This is a genomic window from Sulfitobacter mediterraneus (genome assembly GCF_016801775.1).
GTDB classification, from domain to species: domain Bacteria; phylum Pseudomonadota; class Alphaproteobacteria; order Rhodobacterales; family Rhodobacteraceae; genus Sulfitobacter; species Sulfitobacter mediterraneus_A.
Map to the genome: position 1 here is coordinate 2,305,160 of NZ_CP069004.1, position 15,834 is coordinate 2,320,993.

The 15,834-nt window shown below is 57.7% G+C and carries 17 protein-coding genes and 1 tRNA gene; 6 read left to right on the forward strand and 12 right to left on the reverse strand.

Features of this window, described 5'->3' with window-relative positions:
- Window positions 1-2: 2 nt before the first annotated feature.
- The 4 genes from JNX03_RS11430 to JNX03_RS11445 all read right to left on the reverse strand — a co-directional run bounded on the left by JNX03_RS11430 (window position 3) and on the right by JNX03_RS11445 (window position 3,411).
- Window positions 3-1,322 carry a TRAP transporter large permease gene (locus JNX03_RS11430; protein ID WP_203209164.1) on the reverse strand — a complete coding sequence of 440 codons (1,320 nt, stop codon included), beginning with the start codon at window positions 1,320-1,322 and terminating at the stop codon, window positions 3-5.
- A 1-nt stretch (window position 1,323) separates the two neighbouring features.
- A complete protein-coding gene (locus JNX03_RS11435; RefSeq protein ID WP_203209165.1) occupies window positions 1,324-1,905 on the reverse strand; it encodes a TRAP transporter small permease in 582 nt (193 codons plus the stop codon).
- A 73-nt stretch (window positions 1,906-1,978) separates the two neighbouring features.
- The gene (locus JNX03_RS11440) at window positions 1,979-3,013 is read right to left on the reverse strand and encodes a TRAP transporter substrate-binding protein (RefSeq protein ID WP_203209166.1); all 1,035 of its coding nucleotides are present in this window, start codon (window positions 3,011-3,013) and stop codon (window positions 1,979-1,981) included.
- Window positions 3,014-3,334: 321 nt separating this feature from the next.
- Window positions 3,335-3,411 (reverse strand) — tRNA-Met (locus tag JNX03_RS11445).
- Window positions 3,412-3,616: 205 nt separating this feature from the next.
- On the opposite strand from JNX03_RS11445, the gene JNX03_RS11450 reads away from it, so the two are divergent.
- Window positions 3,617-4,612: a phosphatase PAP2 family protein gene (locus JNX03_RS11450; protein ID WP_203209167.1), complete on the forward strand. Its 996-nt coding sequence runs from the start codon at window positions 3,617-3,619 to the stop codon at window positions 4,610-4,612.
- On the opposite strand, the gene JNX03_RS11455 is transcribed toward JNX03_RS11450, so the two are convergent.
- Genes JNX03_RS11455 through clpS form a run of 3 tightly spaced genes read right to left on the reverse strand, consistent with a single transcriptional unit; the run spans window position 4,613 to window position 6,775 of the window.
- Window positions 4,613-5,413 (reverse strand): SDR family NAD(P)-dependent oxidoreductase, encoded by an 801-nt coding sequence (locus tag JNX03_RS11455; RefSeq protein WP_203209168.1) that lies wholly within the window; start codon window positions 5,411-5,413, stop codon window positions 4,613-4,615.
- Window positions 5,414-5,434: 21 nt separating this feature from the next.
- The gene (locus JNX03_RS11460; protein ID WP_203209169.1) at window positions 5,435-6,427 is read right to left on the reverse strand and encodes a class I SAM-dependent methyltransferase; all 993 of its coding nucleotides are present in this window, start codon (window positions 6,425-6,427) and stop codon (window positions 5,435-5,437) included.
- Between the two features lie 3 nt (window positions 6,428-6,430).
- Window positions 6,431-6,775 carry an ATP-dependent Clp protease adapter ClpS gene (gene clpS, locus JNX03_RS11465; RefSeq protein WP_025047014.1) on the reverse strand — a complete coding sequence of 115 codons (345 nt, stop codon included), beginning with the start codon at window positions 6,773-6,775 and terminating at the stop codon, window positions 6,431-6,433.
- Between the two features lie 88 nt (window positions 6,776-6,863).
- On the opposite strand from clpS, the gene JNX03_RS11470 reads away from it, so the two are divergent.
- A complete protein-coding gene (locus JNX03_RS11470; protein ID WP_203209170.1) occupies window positions 6,864-7,571 on the forward strand; it encodes an HAD family hydrolase in 708 nt (235 codons plus the stop codon).
- A 263-nt stretch (window positions 7,572-7,834) separates the two neighbouring features.
- Window positions 7,835-9,286 carry a D-alanyl-D-alanine carboxypeptidase family protein gene (locus JNX03_RS11475; RefSeq protein WP_203209171.1) on the forward strand — a complete coding sequence of 484 codons (1,452 nt, stop codon included), beginning with the start codon at window positions 7,835-7,837 and terminating at the stop codon, window positions 9,284-9,286.
- 21 nt (window positions 9,287-9,307) lie between these two features.
- Here the strand turns inward: JNX03_RS11475 and JNX03_RS11480 are convergent, their stop codons facing one another.
- Entirely contained in the window at window positions 9,308-10,189 is an 882-nt protein-coding gene (locus JNX03_RS11480; RefSeq protein ID WP_203209172.1) for a LysR family transcriptional regulator, read from the reverse strand.
- 99 nt (window positions 10,190-10,288) lie between these two features.
- Here JNX03_RS11480 and JNX03_RS11485 point away from each other — a divergent pair, with 99 nt between their 5' ends.
- From JNX03_RS11485 to JNX03_RS11495, 3 genes are read left to right on the forward strand one after another with little or no spacing between them, the layout of a single operon-like run.
- Entirely contained in the window at window positions 10,289-10,435 is a 147-nt protein-coding gene (locus JNX03_RS11485; RefSeq protein ID WP_203209173.1) for a hypothetical protein, read from the forward strand.
- Between the two features lie 7 nt (window positions 10,436-10,442).
- Window positions 10,443-10,970 carry a cysteine hydrolase family protein gene (locus JNX03_RS11490; protein WP_231024215.1) on the forward strand — a complete coding sequence of 176 codons (528 nt, stop codon included), beginning with the start codon at window positions 10,443-10,445 and terminating at the stop codon, window positions 10,968-10,970.
- A gap of 34 nt (window positions 10,971-11,004) precedes the next feature.
- On the forward strand, window positions 11,005-11,229 hold the full coding sequence (locus tag JNX03_RS11495) for a DUF6552 family protein (protein ID WP_203209174.1): 225 nt from the start codon (window positions 11,005-11,007) through the stop codon (window positions 11,227-11,229).
- 9 nt (window positions 11,230-11,238) lie between these two features.
- Here the strand turns inward: JNX03_RS11495 and JNX03_RS11500 are convergent, their stop codons facing one another.
- Genes JNX03_RS11500 through JNX03_RS11515 form a run of 4 tightly spaced genes read right to left on the reverse strand, consistent with a single transcriptional unit; the run spans window position 11,239 to window position 15,829 of the window.
- On the reverse strand, window positions 11,239-12,003 hold the full coding sequence (locus JNX03_RS11500; RefSeq protein WP_203209175.1) for a DUF2189 domain-containing protein: 765 nt from the start codon (window positions 12,001-12,003) through the stop codon (window positions 11,239-11,241).
- A 51-nt stretch (window positions 12,004-12,054) separates the two neighbouring features.
- Complete coding sequence (locus JNX03_RS11505) at window positions 12,055-13,635, reverse strand: ABC transporter ATP-binding protein (protein ID WP_203209176.1); 1,581 nt, start codon at window positions 13,633-13,635, stop codon at window positions 12,055-12,057.
- Window positions 13,632-14,738, reverse strand: a complete 1,107-nt coding sequence (locus tag JNX03_RS11510) for an ABC transporter permease (RefSeq protein WP_203209177.1) — start codon at window positions 14,736-14,738, stop codon at window positions 13,632-13,634. Before JNX03_RS11510 ends, JNX03_RS11505 begins: the two co-directional genes overlap by 4 nt.
- Window positions 14,738-15,829 carry a microcin C ABC transporter permease YejB gene (locus tag JNX03_RS11515; protein WP_203209178.1) on the reverse strand — a complete coding sequence of 364 codons (1,092 nt, stop codon included), beginning with the start codon at window positions 15,827-15,829 and terminating at the stop codon, window positions 14,738-14,740. The genes JNX03_RS11510 and JNX03_RS11515 overlap by 1 nt, the downstream gene beginning before the upstream one ends.
- Window positions 15,830-15,834 lie beyond the last annotated feature (5 nt).

A 15,834-nucleotide genomic window follows, 5' to 3' on the forward strand; every position in this document is an offset into this window, starting at 1 on the left:
CGTCAGCCGGGCAGCAGGAACAATGTAATCGCGGGGAAAGCCACCAGAATGATAACGCGCAGGATGTCGGAGCCGACAAAATACATCACTGATTTGTAGGTCTCGGTCATCGGGGTCTCGCGGTCCATCGAGTTGATGATAAACAGGTTCATCCCCACCGGCGGCGTGATCAAACCAACCTCGACCACGATCAGCACCAGAATGCCGAACCAGATCGCCAGATGTTCCGGGCTCATCCCAAAATCCATCGCCGAAATCACCGGGAAAAAGATCGGCACGGTCAGCAGGATCATCGACAGGCTGTCCATCAGACAACCAAAGACCAGATAGAAGGCCAAGATTACGCAAAGCACCAACAGCGGGCTGAAGCCCTGTGTCACGACCCAATCGGCCATGAACTGCGGCACGCCCGACAGGGCAAGGAAGCCGTTGTAAAACGCCGCGCCCAGCACGATGAAAAAGATCATCGCCGTGGTCCGCGCTGTACCCAAAAGGCTGTCACCCAGCACTTTCCAGTTCAAACTGCCGGACACCAGCGCCACCAGCCCCGTGCCCATCGCACCAATGGCGGAGCCTTCGGTGGGTGTAAACCAGCCCAGATAGATGCCGCCAACCACCACGAGGAAGATCACCAGAACCGGCCATGTGTCGGCCAGGGCGCGAAACCTCTCGGCCATGGGGACCGCAGGACGGGTGCCTGCCGCATCCGGGTGCAGACGCACATAGATGGAAATGGTCAGAATATACCCCAGCGCCGCCAGAATGCCCGGTATGAACGCTGCGAGGAACAGCTTGGCGATATTTTGTTCGGTCAGGATGGCGTAGATCACCAAGATCACAGAGGGCGGGATCAGAATGCCCAGCGTGCCGCCAGCGGCCAGCGTCGCGGTGGAGAAACCACCCGAATAGCCATAGCGTTTCAACTCCGGCAGGGCGACCTTGGACATGGTCGCAGCCGTGGCCAGCGACGATCCGCAAATCGCACCAAACCCGGCGCAGGCACCGACAGCCGCCATGGCAACGCCGCCGCGGCGGTGACCAAGAAAGCTTTCTGCTGCTTTGAAAAGGGCCTGACTCATCCCGGACAGGGTCGCAAATTGCCCCATCAGCAAGAACATCGGAATGATGGTCAGCGAATAGCTGGAAAAGGTGGTGTAGGTCTCAGATTTCAGCTTGGCCAACAGCGGGGTCGGATTGCCGCCCATCGCCATATACCAGCCGCCAAATCCACACAGCAGCATAGCCAGACCAATCGGCGCGCGCAGAAACACCATGATCATCAGGATGGGAAAGGACCAAAAGCCCAATTCGAGGTTGGTCATTTCAATGTTCCCCATGCTCGGACGGCAGAATGCTGTGGTTCTGCACAGCCTCCAAAAGGCGCATCACCGCGCAATAGGCCGCAACAATGCAGGTCACGACGCCTGCAGCAAAGCTGGCCGCATAGGCCCACCAAACCGGAAACTGCAGGAACAACGTTGTCTCGCCATTGCCCATGTAGCGCTGCATCCCCTCGTACAGCCGCCAGATGATCAGCGCCAGCACGAGCGCCAGAACAATCTCCCAAAAGGCGGCAATCCAACGGTTCGCCCGGACCGGAAGAGCGGCGGTAAATACATCCACTGTCGCATGAGCGCCATAAAGCTGGCACAGCGGCAGGAAAGAAAAAATCGCAAAGGCGACGCCGGCCTCAAGCAGCTCGTAGCTGCCATTGATCTCACCAATGCCGAGATCAAGCAGGGCTTGGGAGAAGCCGGTCATCTTTTGCTGAAAGAAGTCATTGTGCAGCAGCTTGTTCACGGAGCGCCCAATGATCGACAGTGACGTTAGAACGATCAACACGATCAGCACAAACCCACCAGCCAAAGCGGTGAGGCGTGCAAGGGACTGGATCAGCCGGTGCATTGCTATTCTCTCAGTTCAGTAAAAAAGATCTGCGGCAGCAGGACTGCCGCAGATCTGTATTCATGCAAGGCGATTACTTATCGTAAGCGTCCATCAGCATTCTTGCTTCGTCGATCAGAGCCTGACCGTCGATGCCTTTAGACTTCATGTCTGCGATCCATTCGTCATAGATCGGCTGCGCCACATCGCGCCACGCCTGAACATCATCACCCGAAACTGTCACGATGGTGTTGCCACGATCCACGGCGGCCTGACGTGAAGGACCATCGGCATCGGACTGCGTGCCACCTGCAAAGATGGAGAATTCCAGACCGGAGTTGTCGTCGATCACCTTTTGCAGATCCGCTGGCAGACCCTCGTAGCGGTCCTTGTTCATCGCCAGAACGAAGGTCAGAACATAAAGGGCATTGCCTTCAAATTCGGTGTGGTAATCCACCAGCTCTGGCACTTTCAACGCGCCGGTCACTTCCCAAGGAATGGTTGTGCCGTCGATCACACCTTTGGACAGGCCTTCTGGCACGGCCGGAACCGGCATGCCCACGGGTGTGGAGCCCATTTTTTCCAGCAGCGAGTTCACAAGACGCGAACCACCGCGGATTTTCAGGCCTTCCATATCGGCAGGCGTGCGGACTTCCTTGTTGACGTGGATCATGCCGGGGCCGTGAACCCATGTGCCCAGAATATGCACATCTTTGAATTCACCGTCTTTCATGTGCTTTTCAAACATCTGCCAATAGGCCGAAGAGGCCGCGCGGGCGTTTGTCATCATGAACGGCAGTTCGAACACCTCAGTGCTGGGATAGCGGCCCGGCGTATAGCCAACCACGGTCCAGACGATGTCGGCCACGCCGTCGATCGCCTGGTCCATCAGTTCTGGTGGTTTGCCGCCCAGCTGCATGGAAGGATAGCGCTCAACCTTGATACGGCCGCCGCTGTCTTTTTCAACGTTGTCCGCCCAGACATCCAGCACCAGCTTGGGCACATTGGCCTGCGGTGGCAGGAATTGGTGCATGCGCAGCGTCACCTCCTGCGCCATTGCGGTTGTCGCCATCAAGGTTGCAGCAACAGCTGCCCCCGCCATACCCATCAGGGTTCTGCGAAAAATCATAGTGGTCTCCCTTTGTTATCCATCTGGCCCCGGTTGTACCGCGGTCCTGATTTTGCCGAAGTGCTGCTTGCACCCCCGGTTGTGCCTATAATCAATACCCGCTGGCCGCGATGACGCAAGCCAAGACAGGCAAAAACGCAATTTGTCACAGGTTTACCGGCCAAAACCGGCCCTTCCGACAGGACAAGTCGCGCACAGACAAAGCATTTTAGTGCAGATCATCCCAAGCCAGCGCCGCGCCGCAGTCAACGGCAAAGATAAATCTGCGCATTATAGTGCTTAGGTGCAGCCCTGAGCGGCATTGAAAAATAAGGGAGGAGATGGTGGCGTTACCTGGATTTGAACCAGGGACCTAACGATTATGAGTCGTTCGCTCTAACCAACTGAGCTATAACGCCATCCGCGCGTGAAGTAGGGCAGCCTCCGCTTGGCGTCAAGCCCAAAACCTCATCGAAAATTACATCAGTTTGCTGGCGCAGGCACCGCCGGGAATTTCCCGTTGCGGGCCGCGACGCACTGAGCTTCATCCAATTGCCCCGCTCGCGCCCAAATCTGGCCCAAAAAACCAAAGATACCAACTGTGACCAACTCCGGAGAGCGTCCATGCCAACCGATGCCAGCCTAACTTTCGCCGCCCCTCAAAAGACGGCACCAAGACCCGCCTTGGAAAAGGTCGGGCTGTGGCTGGCCCCTGCCGAGATTTTCCTCATTGTGTTGTCAGTGCTGACAGGCGCGCTCGCGGCAGTTCTGGCCTTTGCATTTGACCAGCAGGTCGCCTGGGCCGCGTTTCTTATCAGCTTTGCACCGGCCATCGGGTTGATTGGTCTGGGTGCATATATCCGTGTCAAAAAACAAATGCACCGTGCCGGATTGGCAGCGATTGGCGCGGGCATCTATATCGGGTTTTCCGGCGTCATCGCGATCTTGATCTATCTGCGGTTTCCGATCAGCACACCGTTGATCGACACAGACCTTATGCGTATCGACCAGTGGCTGGTTGGATATGACTGGGTCGGCTTCGTCGGCTTTATTGCGCAGTACCCAACTCTCGGCAAGATCCTTGGCTGGGTTTACAACACCTCACTGGGTCAGTTGTTCGTGGTGATCTTTGTACTGGGCTTGACGGGCCGCACCGTGCAATTGCACCGCGTTCTGGTGGCCGGCATTGTCTCGCTGCTGTTTGCTGTGGCGTTCTGGTGGGCTTGGCCCAGCATTGGCCCTTCCGCATATTTCACCTTGCCAACCTCCATCGAACAGGCGCTTGGGCTGGTCCACGGTCACGCCGAAGGCGGGCAGTTGTTGCGCATGACCCAGGAAGGCAATGCATTGATCGCCCCCGGTATGATCATGGGCACAATCGCCTTTCCATCATACCATACGGTGATGGTGTTTCTCGCGATCTGCTTCGTTCGGGGGACGATGATCTTTTGGCCGATGGTCTTGCTCAATATCGGGATGCTGCCCGCGATCCTGTCACACGGCGGGCATCACTTTAGCGATCTGTTGGGCGGATTTGCAGTGTTTGTCTTGGCGTGGCTGTTTGCCCGCTGGATTGTGCCGAGCAATGCGAAAGATCAAGCCGCAGAGGCGAACGCCTGATCAATGTGCAGGGGCGCTCACCGCGTCCAGCAGGCTGCGCCCGCCGTCGATCACCATCACTTCACCGGTCATAAAAGCAGAGCTTTCAGCGGCAAGAAATTGCACCGCTTCGCACAGTTCCGTTGGAGAGGCGATGCGCCCAAGCGGGGTATGATCGCGAATATCATCGCGCCACTCGCGGTTTTCCGCAACCGTGGCCCGCAAGCTCCCGCTCATCACCGATCCGAACGAGATCGCATTCACGCGAATCCGGTGCTGGGCCAGAACCAGCGCCATGGACCGCGTCATCTGCTGCACCGCGGATGCGGCGATGGCATAACCCATCAAGTCCGGCTGAATTTGCCGCGCCGCGATCGAGCTGAGATTGATGATAGAGCCGATTTGCCCCTCGGGCTGGTCCGCCTCTTGTTTGATCATGCGTTTGGCCACGAACTGCGTCAACCGCAGGGCCGTCATCAGGTTTTGATCCAGCAGCGTCGAAACAGAATCGTCTTCGACGTTAAGCGCATCTGTCGGCAGCAATTGCCGCGAGGCGTTCACCAGAATGTCGATCTGATCAAAAGCATCAATCGTTGCCGATACCAGATTGGCCACCGTCAGCCGCTGGCGCAGATCCCCTGCAAAGGTGCGGATATTGCCATCTTCCGGTTCATCCCCCAATTCGGCGATCAAACCTTTTTCATCCGCATCCGCACACATCACATTGGCGCCGTGGTCGGCCAGATGGCGGGCAATGGCCAGGCCGATCCCATTGGCCGCACCTGTCACAATGGCGGTTTTTCCAGAAACAGAAAAAGACATGAGGTGCCCCTTTTGGTGAAATCAGCGCCTTGGGCGCGATGGCCGCGTCGCGTGGAACAGCTTGAACCGCGCATCGCCGCCCATCTCTTCTACATGGGCGAAGCGTTTTTTCAACTCAACTTCATAAGGCAGGTGCCGGTTGGCGACCATCCACAGATGTCCCTGCGGCGACAAAATCCGCGCGGCAGCGGCGACAAAGGCCTGACCGATCTGCGGCTCTGCGGCGCGGCCCGTGTGAAAGGGCGGGTTCATCACAACCGTATCCATCCGGTGCGGCGGCTGCCAAGTGGTGGCATCCTCCCAATAGAACTTTGCACGGTCATCGGTGACATTGTGGCGCGCACATTCCAGCGCCATATGCCCCGCCTCAACCATATGCACAGAAGTCACTTCGGGCCGTGTGAGGACATGCGCGGAAAGAAAGCCCCAACCGGCCCCCAGATCCGCAACTTCTTTGCCCATTTTATCTGGCAGGGCATCTACCAGCAAAGCCGAGGCCAGATCGACCCCATCCGCAGAAAACACCCCCGGCGCGGTCCAGAACCCGCCATCGGTCTGCTCTGGTCCGGCCTCCCAATCGGCAAAACAATCGGCGGCAGGCGCGTCGATCCAGAACAATTTGCCATGCGCCTTGGAAATCGGGCCATGCACTGTCACCCGGCCGCGCATCTCACGAAAAATGGAATCGATACCATCGGTCTTTTGGCCATCTACAACGACCGGCCCGTCACTGAATGCGCAGGCCTGCGCAATCAAACTGCGGGCCTCTTGCTTGGCCCGAGGCAGGCAAACAACCGTCGCGGCAAAGCGCTCAGTTGGCGCATTGGCCACGGTATAGCCGCGGCTTTCCCATGCTGCGTAGAATGGTTTGAAATCATGCAGAATCTGGCACCGATCCATGTCGATCCCGTCAAGGTCGGCATCAACAGTCGGACGGAACACCCCGATCAGACCGTCCTGGGGCAGGTCCAATCCACCCCCACCCAGCGCCAGCTGCAATCGCGCGTCAATCACGCGCTATTCTTCCTTTTCCATCGTGCACTGCAACGGATGCTGATGCCGGCGGGCAAAATCCATAACTTGCGCCACTTTGGTTTCGGCAATCTCGTGGCTGAACACACCCACAACTGCCAGCCCCTTTTTGTGAACTGTCAGCATGATCTCGAAAGCCTGCGCATGATTGAGCCCAAAGAAACGCTCAAGCACATGCACAACGAATTCCATCGGTGTGAAATCGTCATTGAGCAGCATCACCTTGTACAAAGGCGGGCGTTTGGTCTTTGGCTTGGTCTTGGTCAGCAGGTCGGTCTGGCCGTCGTCATCGCCGGGCCGGTCTGCCATCATATGATCATCAAGGCGCATTGCTGCTCCTGAGTTGCTTCGAAACATTGGTGAGTCGTGTTGGCGTCTATATAACCTGCCACAGGCATTAGAAAAGAGGCAGAAGAAAATGACCACGCCGTTAACAGCCATCGGATTGGATGCCGATGACACGCTTTGGCACAATGAACGCTTCTTTGCGATGACTCAGGCCCATTTTGCCGAACTTCTGGCCGATCACAACGAGAAGGACCACTTGATGGACCGCCTCTTGGCGGCGGAGCGGCGCAATTTGCCGCATTACGGCTTTGGCATCAAAGGGTTCACCCTGTCGATGATCGAAACCGCGATTGAAGTGACAGAAGGAAAAGTGCCCGCAGATGTCATTGGCGAAATACTCGCGGCGGGGCGCGATATGCTGTCCCATCCGATTGAATTGCTGCCCCACGTCGAGACCACCCTGGCGACGCTGCGCGATGATTTCAAACTGATCCTGATCACCAAGGGCGATCTTCTGGACCAGTCGCGTAAATTGGCGCAATCGGGTCTGCGCGAGCATTTTGATGCCATCGAGATCGTTTCCCACAAGACCGCCGCCGAGTACCACGAAATTTTTACCCGGCTTGGCACGGGCGCGGATCAGGGTTTGATGGCGGGCAATTCCATGGCCTCGGATGTGGTGCCGATGATTGATGCGGGCGGATGGGGCGTGTTGATCCCGCATGGGCTGACCTGGGCGATTGAGCACGCCAAAGCCCCCGCTGACGCCCCACGATTTGCAGAGCTTGCTGATCTCGGCGCGCTACCCGATTTTATTTACGGTCTGACGCAGGCCTGATCAGGGCGATTCCGAACCCAAAAATCCGGGCCAAACGAAACATGGCAGCCCGCCAAGTTCTTGCCTTATTCCCGCCACAATGGCCGTGGTGGGGTCATGGGCCGGAGCAAACCCAACATGTTGACAAGCCAGAACGTTAATTTCCCGTTAATCCTTTGAATGAATGGGTTTATTTTGAATACACCTTATGCTAGTGTCGAACGATAATAATACATGGTCAGCCGAATAAATCGGCGGCTTGAGGCAGAAAAAGGCAGTTCATCATGAAGGCGCGGCGCGTTCAGCCGGCCCGTTTGGGGCTATTTTTTATCACGGCTTTTTGGCTCTTGGTGGTGCTTCCGCTCAGTGCGATGGCTGCACCCTATGCCGCTTATGTAATCGATGCCCGCACCGGTAAGGTGCTGCATGCCCGCAACGCCGACACCCGCCTGCATCCGGCATCTCTGACCAAGATGATGACCCTTTACGTGGCCTTTGAGGCGATCCAGCGCGGTGAAATCTCCCTTGATACCAAGGTCACTATTTCCAAGAAGGCCGCAGCAGAGCCGCCCAGCAAACTGGGACTGCGCCCTGGACAGCGCATTGCCCTGCGTTATCTGATCCGCGCCGCCGCTGTGAAATCCGCCAATGACGCCGCCACCGCAATTGGCGAGGCGATCTCGGGGTCCGAAGCCAAGTTTGCCCGCCGCATGAACCGCACCGCCAAGGCGCTGGGTATGACGCGGACCACGTTCAAGAATATGCACGGCCTGACCGAAGCGGGCCACCTGTCCACCGCCCGCGACATGACCATCGCGGGGCGCCACCTGCTGTATGATTTTCCGCAATATTACAATCTGTTTTCGCGCATCACCGCTGATGCGGGTGTGCGCAAAGTAACACACACGAACCGCCGTTTCCTGAACGACTATCGCGGTGCAGACGGGATCAAGACGGGATATACACGCGCCTCCGGCTTTAACCTCACCGCCTCCGCTGAACGGGGCAATGAACGCATTATCGTGACCGTGTTTGGCGGCAAATCCACCTCTTCGCGCAATGCCAAGGTGGCAGAGCTGATGGATCTTGGTTTCCGCCGCGCGCCCTCACGTGCGCCGCTGCGCAAACCGGCCAAGCCGGTTTATGCCGATGTCGAGACCGAAAAATCCGTTGTGCCCGGTTCCACTGCAGGTGGCGCTGGCAAGACCATTCGCGTCGTCGGCGCCGTCAAGAAATCAAAGCGCCCTGTTCTGCGTCCGGGCCATCAAGCCCCGGTATTGGTCGCCGAGGCCAAGCCGGCAGAGTCAGCCAAGCCGCCAGTTAAACCTGTCGCCGAAGCCGCCGAAACGAAACCAGCCGAAACAGCGCCGGTTGTGACCCTGGCCTCTGCCGCCGTGTCAATCAGACCTGCAGCACGTCCATCCACCTTGGCCTCAGTCGCGCCAGGACCGAAAAAGGCCCGTCCCCAAGAGATCGTGACCCGTGTTTCCACATCAGGTGGCCGGCATTGGGGCGTCAACGTGGGCCGCTACCCCAGCAAGTTTGCCGCAGAAAAAGTGCTGCTTAAAACCGCCTTGGCAGAAATGGCCACACTCGATGGCAGCCTGCGCAAGGTGGTGCGACGCCCACAGGGCTTTGACGCCAATTTTCTTGGGATGACACGCGAAACCGCCGATCTGGCCTGCCGACGTCTGGCGGCGCGCAAGATCAGCTGTTTCATGATTGGGCCCAGCTAAACCGCCCACACCATTTCCTGGTCAGGCAGTCTCACGCGCCTCACGGCGTATCCATGTCACAAATGATTTCAGAACGGGCCGCATCACGCCGGGCCGTTTGACAAGGTGATAGCCTGCATCATCGTCCGGTTCGATGTGCAACTCACGCAATCGCCCCGCCGCGATATCCCGCGCAACAAATTCACGCACGGTTACAATCACCCCCTGCCCGTCCCGCGCCCCGTCAAGCAAGAGATTGCCGGGCACCTGCACCATCCCGTGTTTGCGTGCGCCGGACATCCCGTGACGGTCCAGCCATCTGGTGCTTTCAGATGTGCCAAACTCTTCGAGCCACGGCAGATCGGCCAAGGCATTGATGTCCGGGCCCGGACCATCGCCAACCAAACAGGGCGCAGCCACCACGACCATAGGCGAGCGGAGCAGCATTTCCGCATCCAGCCCCGGCCACGGCCCAACCCCATAACGCAGCGCCACATCAATTCCGTCTGAGGACAGCGTGACAATCTCTGGTGTTGGATCAATCATCAGATCCACCTCGGGATGCCGCGCCCGAAACTTTGGCATGCGCGGCATCAACCATGAGGCGGCAAAGGTGGGCGTGACAGAAATATGCAGCGGCTTGTCGTCCAACGCGCCGGTGATCTCTTGCGTCGCTTCGATCATCGCGGCAAATCCCGCCTGCAGGGCTTTGGCCAATGTCTCGCCCGCGTCCGTCAGCTGCAGACCCCGCCCGGACCGATCAAGCAATGCCACGTCCAGATGTGCCTCAAGCGCACGCAACTGTTGGCTGATCGCGGCGTGGCTGACGCCAAGCGCCTCACCTGCCGCCACCAAGTTACGGGTCTGGGCAAAGGCCGAAAACGCCCTGAGCGCCGACAATGGCGGTAGGTGACGCCAATCCATATTAAACCCCAGCTTACACAATGCGAACATCCGTGACTCGCAGTATGTCACCGTTTCAAACATATTCAACAGCAGATGCATGCAAGGAAAGGAACCGACATGTTAAATATTTATGCTCAAGCCTTCATGACTGCGACCCGCACCGACAAAGTGGAAATGCGCGAACACCCCAGAACAAACAAGACCACCCGGCGCCGCTGGTTCCAGCGCGGCAAGACGATCCAGATCCACCCGCTGGACCTGTGAGGCTGGTATGAGCAATTCAATGGCCTTGGTTCTCGTGGACATTCAGAACGATTATTTCACCGGAGGGCTGTGGCCCGTGGAAGACATGGAACGCGTCGCGTCACATGCTGCCGAAGTGCTGCAGGACGCTCGGACCGCTGGTGAGATGGTCGTGCATGTCTATCACGAGGCCGCCAGCGACAGCGCACCATTCTTTCGTCCCGGCACCCAGGGGGCGCAAATCCACGCCTCCGTCGCACCGCAGGAAGGTGAGGCGATGATCCTCAAACACCGCCCCAACAGCTTTCATGGAACAGATCTGCACGCACATCTTCAGGCGGCGGGGATCACCCAAGTGACGATCATCGGCGCTATGACGCAAATGTGCATTGATGCGACCGCGCGTGCGGCACGGGATCTGGGTTATGACGTGACGCTGATTGCCGATGCCTGCGGGGCCAAGGCGCTGTCATTCAATGGCGTGCACCTCAGCGCTGCCGAAGTGCAGGCGGCCTTTCTCGCCCCGCTTGCCATGTCTTATGCAAAGGTGATCTGAAATGCCGTCAATACCCCACCCTCGTCTCGGAACAATGCAACGGGAACGCGGCATCATGACCCTCAAATGGGCCGCTTCGGTTGTGCAGATCATGGGCTACAGCGCCACGGCATTCGGGCTGACGCCGCTTAATATCTATCTGTTCCTGATCGGGCTGATCGGCTGGTTCACAGTGGGCGTGTTGTGGCGCGACAAGGCGATCATGTTGATCCATGTCGTGGCCTTGGGCGCCATGGTGGCAGGATTGATCAGCGGTTAGGGCCTGATCCTAGGCAGCCACGCGCCGGTAAAGATGCCATGTGGCGTGGCCCAGCACTGGCATCGCAATAAAAAGCCCCAGAAACAGCGGGATCATCGCAGCCAGGGTCACAACGCCGATGAATATCCCCCAGAGGATATAAAGCGCGAAACTGTCCTGCACCGCGGACATGGAACGCAACATCGCTGTCATAAAATCGACGTCGCGATCCAGCAGCATCGGCATACCAAGAACGCTGAGCGAGAACACCACAGTTGCAAAGATCGCACCGATCACGGTGCCGAAGCCAAGCATCATCAGTCCATCGGGGCGCAGAAACACCTCAAGCGAGGTGGAAACATTGGTCATAGGAGAAAGGCCCAGAAACAGCGCAAAAATCATATGACCTAGGAAGAACCAGAACAGGAAAATCACCACAATGATTGTGGCCAGCCAAGGCAACTGGCCCGATTTGCTGGTCCAGACCACGCGCAGCACATCGGGGAAATGAATCTCTTCTCCTGCGGCCCTGAGGCGGCTTGTCTCATAAAATCCAAGTGCCGCCAGCGCCCCGACCAGAGGAAAGCCCAGCACCGCAAGGATCAGCCAGAACGTCTGTCCGGTGGCATAGGTGATCCAGCCCATGATCAACCCGACAATGACAAAGAAACTGGCGAAGAACAGATCCGTGACAGGATTGGCAAGGAAATCGCGAAGACCCAGTCCAAGGCTGGTTTTGAAATCTGCAATAGTGGGTCTGCGCAGGGTTGGTGCGCCTTCGGGTCTGGTGTTCATTCCGGCAGTATTGCCAAGAAATTCAGAAAAGCAAATTCTTGCTTTTGTTTCTCAGGTCGCGGCCTGCAACAAGGTGCGGGTATAGTCACTTTTTGGTCTGTCGTAGAGGTCTTCTGCAGCGCCATATTCGACCACGTCACCGCGTTTCATCACCAGCACCTTGTGCGACATTGCGCGGACCACCTTAAGGTCATGACTGATGAACAAATAAGCCAGCCCGTATTTGACCTGCAGGTCGCGCAGCAGCTCAACAATCTGAACCTGCACAGTCATATCCAAGGCCGACGTTGGCTCATCCAGCACCAGAAGGCGCGGGCGCAGGACCATGGCGCGGGCAATGGCGATCCTCTGACGTTGGCCGCCGGAAAACTCATGCGGATAGCGGTCCATGGTGGCCGGGTCGAGGCCCACTTCGACCATCACCTCATGGACCAGTTCACGCTGGTCACGGTTCGGGTCCACTTTGTGAATGTCGAGACCCTCGGCAATGATCTGAAAGCAGGTCATGCGCGGGCTCAGCGATCCAAAAGGATCCTGAAACACGATCTGCATATCCTTGCGCAGCCGCCGCAACTCACGGGTCGACCATTTGCGCACGTCCTGCCCCATAAAGGTGATCCCCCCCTCGGAGGAAATCAGACGCATGATTGCCAGCGCCAGCGTTGTCTTTCCCGACCCGCTTTCCCCGACAATACCAAGCGTTTCACCGGCACGCACAGACAGGGTCGCGTCATTCACGGCCTTCACATGGCCCACCGTACGGCGCAGCAGCCCTTGCTGGATCGGAAACCACACCTTGAGGTGTTCGGTGTTGACGATCTCTTCGGCCTCTGGCGCAACGGGGTCCGGCGCGCCTGTTGGTTCGGCGCTGAGCAGCTTGATCGTATAGGGATGCTGCGGGGCGTCAAAAATCTCTTTGGTGGGGCCTTGCTCAACAATCTCGCCATTCTGCATCACACAGACACGGTCCGCGATGCGGCGCACGATGCCCAGATCATGCGTGATGAACAAAAGGCCCATGCCCTCGCTGTCTTTGAGATCTTTTAACAGATCAAGGATCTGCGCCTGAATGGTCACATCTAGCGCGGTTGTTGGTTCATCCGCGATCAACACGTCGGGTTTGTTGGCCAAGGCCATTGCGATCATCACACGCTGGCGCTGTCCACCGGACAACTGGTGCGGATAAGCACCCAAGCGGCTTTGCGCATCATTGATGCCAACCTTGTCCAGCAATTCAAGAATCCGGTCTCGGGCCGCCACCCCAACCAGCCCCTGGTGCAGGGCCAGCGATTCCGCCAGTTGCTTTTCAATCGTGTGCAGCGGATTGAGCGAGGTCATTGGCTCTTGAAAGATAAAGCTGATGTCGTTGCCGCGCACCTTGCGAAGCAGCGCCTCATCCGCGCCAATCATCTGCTGCCCGTCATAGGTGACAGATCCGGACACCTCTGCGCTGCTGCCCAACAGCGCCACAGTGGACAGTGCCGAGACCGATTTGCCCGATCCGCTTTCCCCCACCAATGCGACCGTCTCGCCCCGTTCCACGTGGAAGGACACGCCCTTGACCGCATGGGTCAGCGCGCCGTCCTGCCGGAAGGATACGCGCAGGTCTTTGACATCAAGCAGTGCAGTCACGAAAACGTCTTTCTTGGATCAAAGGCATCGCGGATGCCCTCAAAAATGAACACCAACAGCGACAGCATGATCGCAAAGGTAAAGAACGCGGTGAAGGCCAGCCAGGGCGCTTGCAGGTTTTGTTTGGCCTGCAATGTCAGCTCACCCAGCGAGGGGGCCGATGAGGGCAGACCGAAGCCGAGGAAATCCAGCACCGCCAGCGTGCTGATGGTGCCCGTGATGATAAAGGGCAGCATCGTCAGCGTTGCCACCATCGCATTGGGCAGCATATGGCGGAACATGATAGTGATATTCCCCACGCCCAGCGCCCGCGCCGCCCGCACATATTCAAGATTCCGCGCCCGCAGGAATTCGGCCCGCACCACGCCCACAAGGGACATCCAGCCGAACAGCACCATCAGGAACACCAACAGCCAGAAACTGCGCCCCAGAATGGCGAACATAATAATGATCACGTAAATCTGCGGCGTGGAGGACCAGATCTCGATGATCCGCTGAAAGATCAGATCGACCCACCCGCCAAAGAAGCCCTGCACCGCCCCTGCAATAATCCCGATGACAGAAGCCAGCCCCGTCACGATCAGGGTGAACAGGATCGACAGGCGGAAGCCATGGATGACCCGCGCCAGCACGTCGCGTTTGGTGCCGTCCGTACCAAGCCAGTTTTGTTCATTCGGCGGCAAGGGCGCCGCGCCGGGGCGGTCCACGGCCGTGTTGAAAGAATAGGGAATGATCGGCCAGATCGCCCAGCCCTTGACGATGTCTTCGCCGTCGATCACGCCATCTTGGGCATCTTCGATCAAGGCCTCGGGGTCATCAAAACAGGCGTCAAGCCCGCCGGTTTCGATCAGGCATTTTACCTCTGGATCGCGGTAGATCGCTTCGGTCTGGAAATCGCCACCAAACTCGGTCTCCGGGTAGAAGTTAAAAATCGGTGTGTAATATTCGCCGCGATAATTCACGAGGATCGGTTTGTCGTTGGCGACAAATTCGGCAAACAGCGAGATCCCGAACAGCACCGCAAAGATCCAGAGCGACCAATAGGCGCGGCGGTTGCGGGTGAAATTGCGCCAACGGCGTTGGTTCAGGGGGGACAGGGTCATCAGCCTTCCCTCCGTTCAAAGTCAATGCGCGGATCAACCAGCACATACATCAGGTCCGACAGGATTCCCACCAACAGACCGATCAGCCCGAAGATAAACAAAGAGCCAAACACGATCGGATAATCCCGCGCCACCGTCGCCTCAAAGGCAAGGCGCCCCAAGCCATCAAGGCTAAAGATCGTCTCGATGATCAGGGAGCTGCCAAAGAAGACCCCGATGAACACCGCCGGAAAACCCGCGATCACGATCAACATCGCGTTGCGGAACACATGGCCATACAGCACCTTGCTCTCGGACAAACCCTTTGCGCGGGCGGTCATGACATAGTGTTTCTTGATCTCGTCGAGAAAGCTGTTCTTGGTCAGCAGCGTCAGCGTGGCAAAGGCGCTGATGGTCGAGGCCAGCACTGGCAAGGTGATGTGCCAGAAATAGTCCCCGACCTTGCCCAGCAGGCTGAGCTGATCAAAATTGTCGGAGGTCAGTCCGCGCAGCGGGAAGATCTGCCAGTAAGATCCGCCAGCAAAGAGAACCAGCAACAGGATCGCGAACAGAAATCCGGGGATCGCATAGGCCGCAATGATCGCGCCGGACGTCCAGGTGTCAAAGCGGCTGCCATCGCGCACCGCCTTGCGGATGCCCAGCGGGATTGAGATCATATAGGCGATGAGTGTAGACCATAGGCCCAGCGTGATCGACACAGGCAGCTTTTCCTTGATCAGGTCAATCACACTGATGGAACGAAAATAACTCTCCCCGAAATCAAAGCGCATGTAGTTCCACATCATATTGATGAAGCGTTCGACGGGCGGTTTGTCAAAGCCGAACTCTTTTTCCAGTTCCGCAATGAACTCTGGCGGCAAGCCGCGCGCGCCCACATAGGTGCTGTCAGAGGCGTTATCGATCGGATCGGAACCGGCGTCAGAGTTGGTCCCGGCAAAGCCGCCAAACACGTCGCCGCCACCCTGCGCACGGGCAATCGCCTGCTCAACCGGACCGCCGGGCACAAACTGCGCCAGGGTAAAGTTGATCAGCATGATCCCCAACAATGTCGGGATGATCAAAAGCAACCGTCGAAGAATATATGCGCCCATGGCTG

Bases quoted from the DNA above. Each gene is read 5' to 3' on its own strand.
- JNX03_RS11430 (WP_203209164.1), bottom strand. From the start codon at position 1,322: ATGACCAACCTCGAATTGGGCTTTTGGTCCTTTCCCATCCTGATGATC.
- JNX03_RS11435 (WP_203209165.1), bottom strand. From the start codon at position 1,905: ATGCACCGGCTGATCCAGTCCCTTGCACGCCTCACCGCTTTGGCTGGT.
- JNX03_RS11440 (WP_203209166.1), bottom strand. From the start codon at position 3,013: ATGATTTTTCGCAGAACCCTGATGGGTATGGCGGGGGCAGCTGTTGCT.
- JNX03_RS11450 (WP_203209167.1), top strand. From the start codon at position 3,617: ATGCCAACCGATGCCAGCCTAACTTTCGCCGCCCCTCAAAAGACGGCA.
- JNX03_RS11455 (WP_203209168.1), bottom strand. From the start codon at position 5,413: ATGTCTTTTTCTGTTTCTGGAAAAACCGCCATTGTGACAGGTGCGGCC.
- clpS (WP_025047014.1), bottom strand. From the start codon at position 6,775: ATGCGCCTTGATGATCATATGATGGCAGACCGGCCCGGCGATGACGAC.
- JNX03_RS11470 (WP_203209170.1), top strand. From the start codon at position 6,864: ATGACCACGCCGTTAACAGCCATCGGATTGGATGCCGATGACACGCTT.
- JNX03_RS11475 (WP_203209171.1), top strand. From the start codon at position 7,835: ATGAAGGCGCGGCGCGTTCAGCCGGCCCGTTTGGGGCTATTTTTTATC.
- JNX03_RS11480 (WP_203209172.1), bottom strand. From the start codon at position 10,189: ATGGATTGGCGTCACCTACCGCCATTGTCGGCGCTCAGGGCGTTTTCG.
- JNX03_RS11485 (WP_203209173.1), top strand. From the start codon at position 10,289: ATGTTAAATATTTATGCTCAAGCCTTCATGACTGCGACCCGCACCGAC.
- JNX03_RS11490 (WP_231024215.1), top strand. From the start codon at position 10,443: ATGAGCAATTCAATGGCCTTGGTTCTCGTGGACATTCAGAACGATTAT.
- JNX03_RS11495 (WP_203209174.1), top strand. From the start codon at position 11,005: ATGCAACGGGAACGCGGCATCATGACCCTCAAATGGGCCGCTTCGGTT.
- JNX03_RS11500 (WP_203209175.1), bottom strand. From the start codon at position 12,003: ATGAACACCAGACCCGAAGGCGCACCAACCCTGCGCAGACCCACTATT.
- JNX03_RS11510 (WP_203209177.1), bottom strand. From the start codon at position 14,738: ATGACCCTGTCCCCCCTGAACCAACGCCGTTGGCGCAATTTCACCCGC.
- JNX03_RS11515 (WP_203209178.1), bottom strand. From the start codon at position 15,829: ATGGGCGCATATATTCTTCGACGGTTGCTTTTGATCATCCCGACATTG.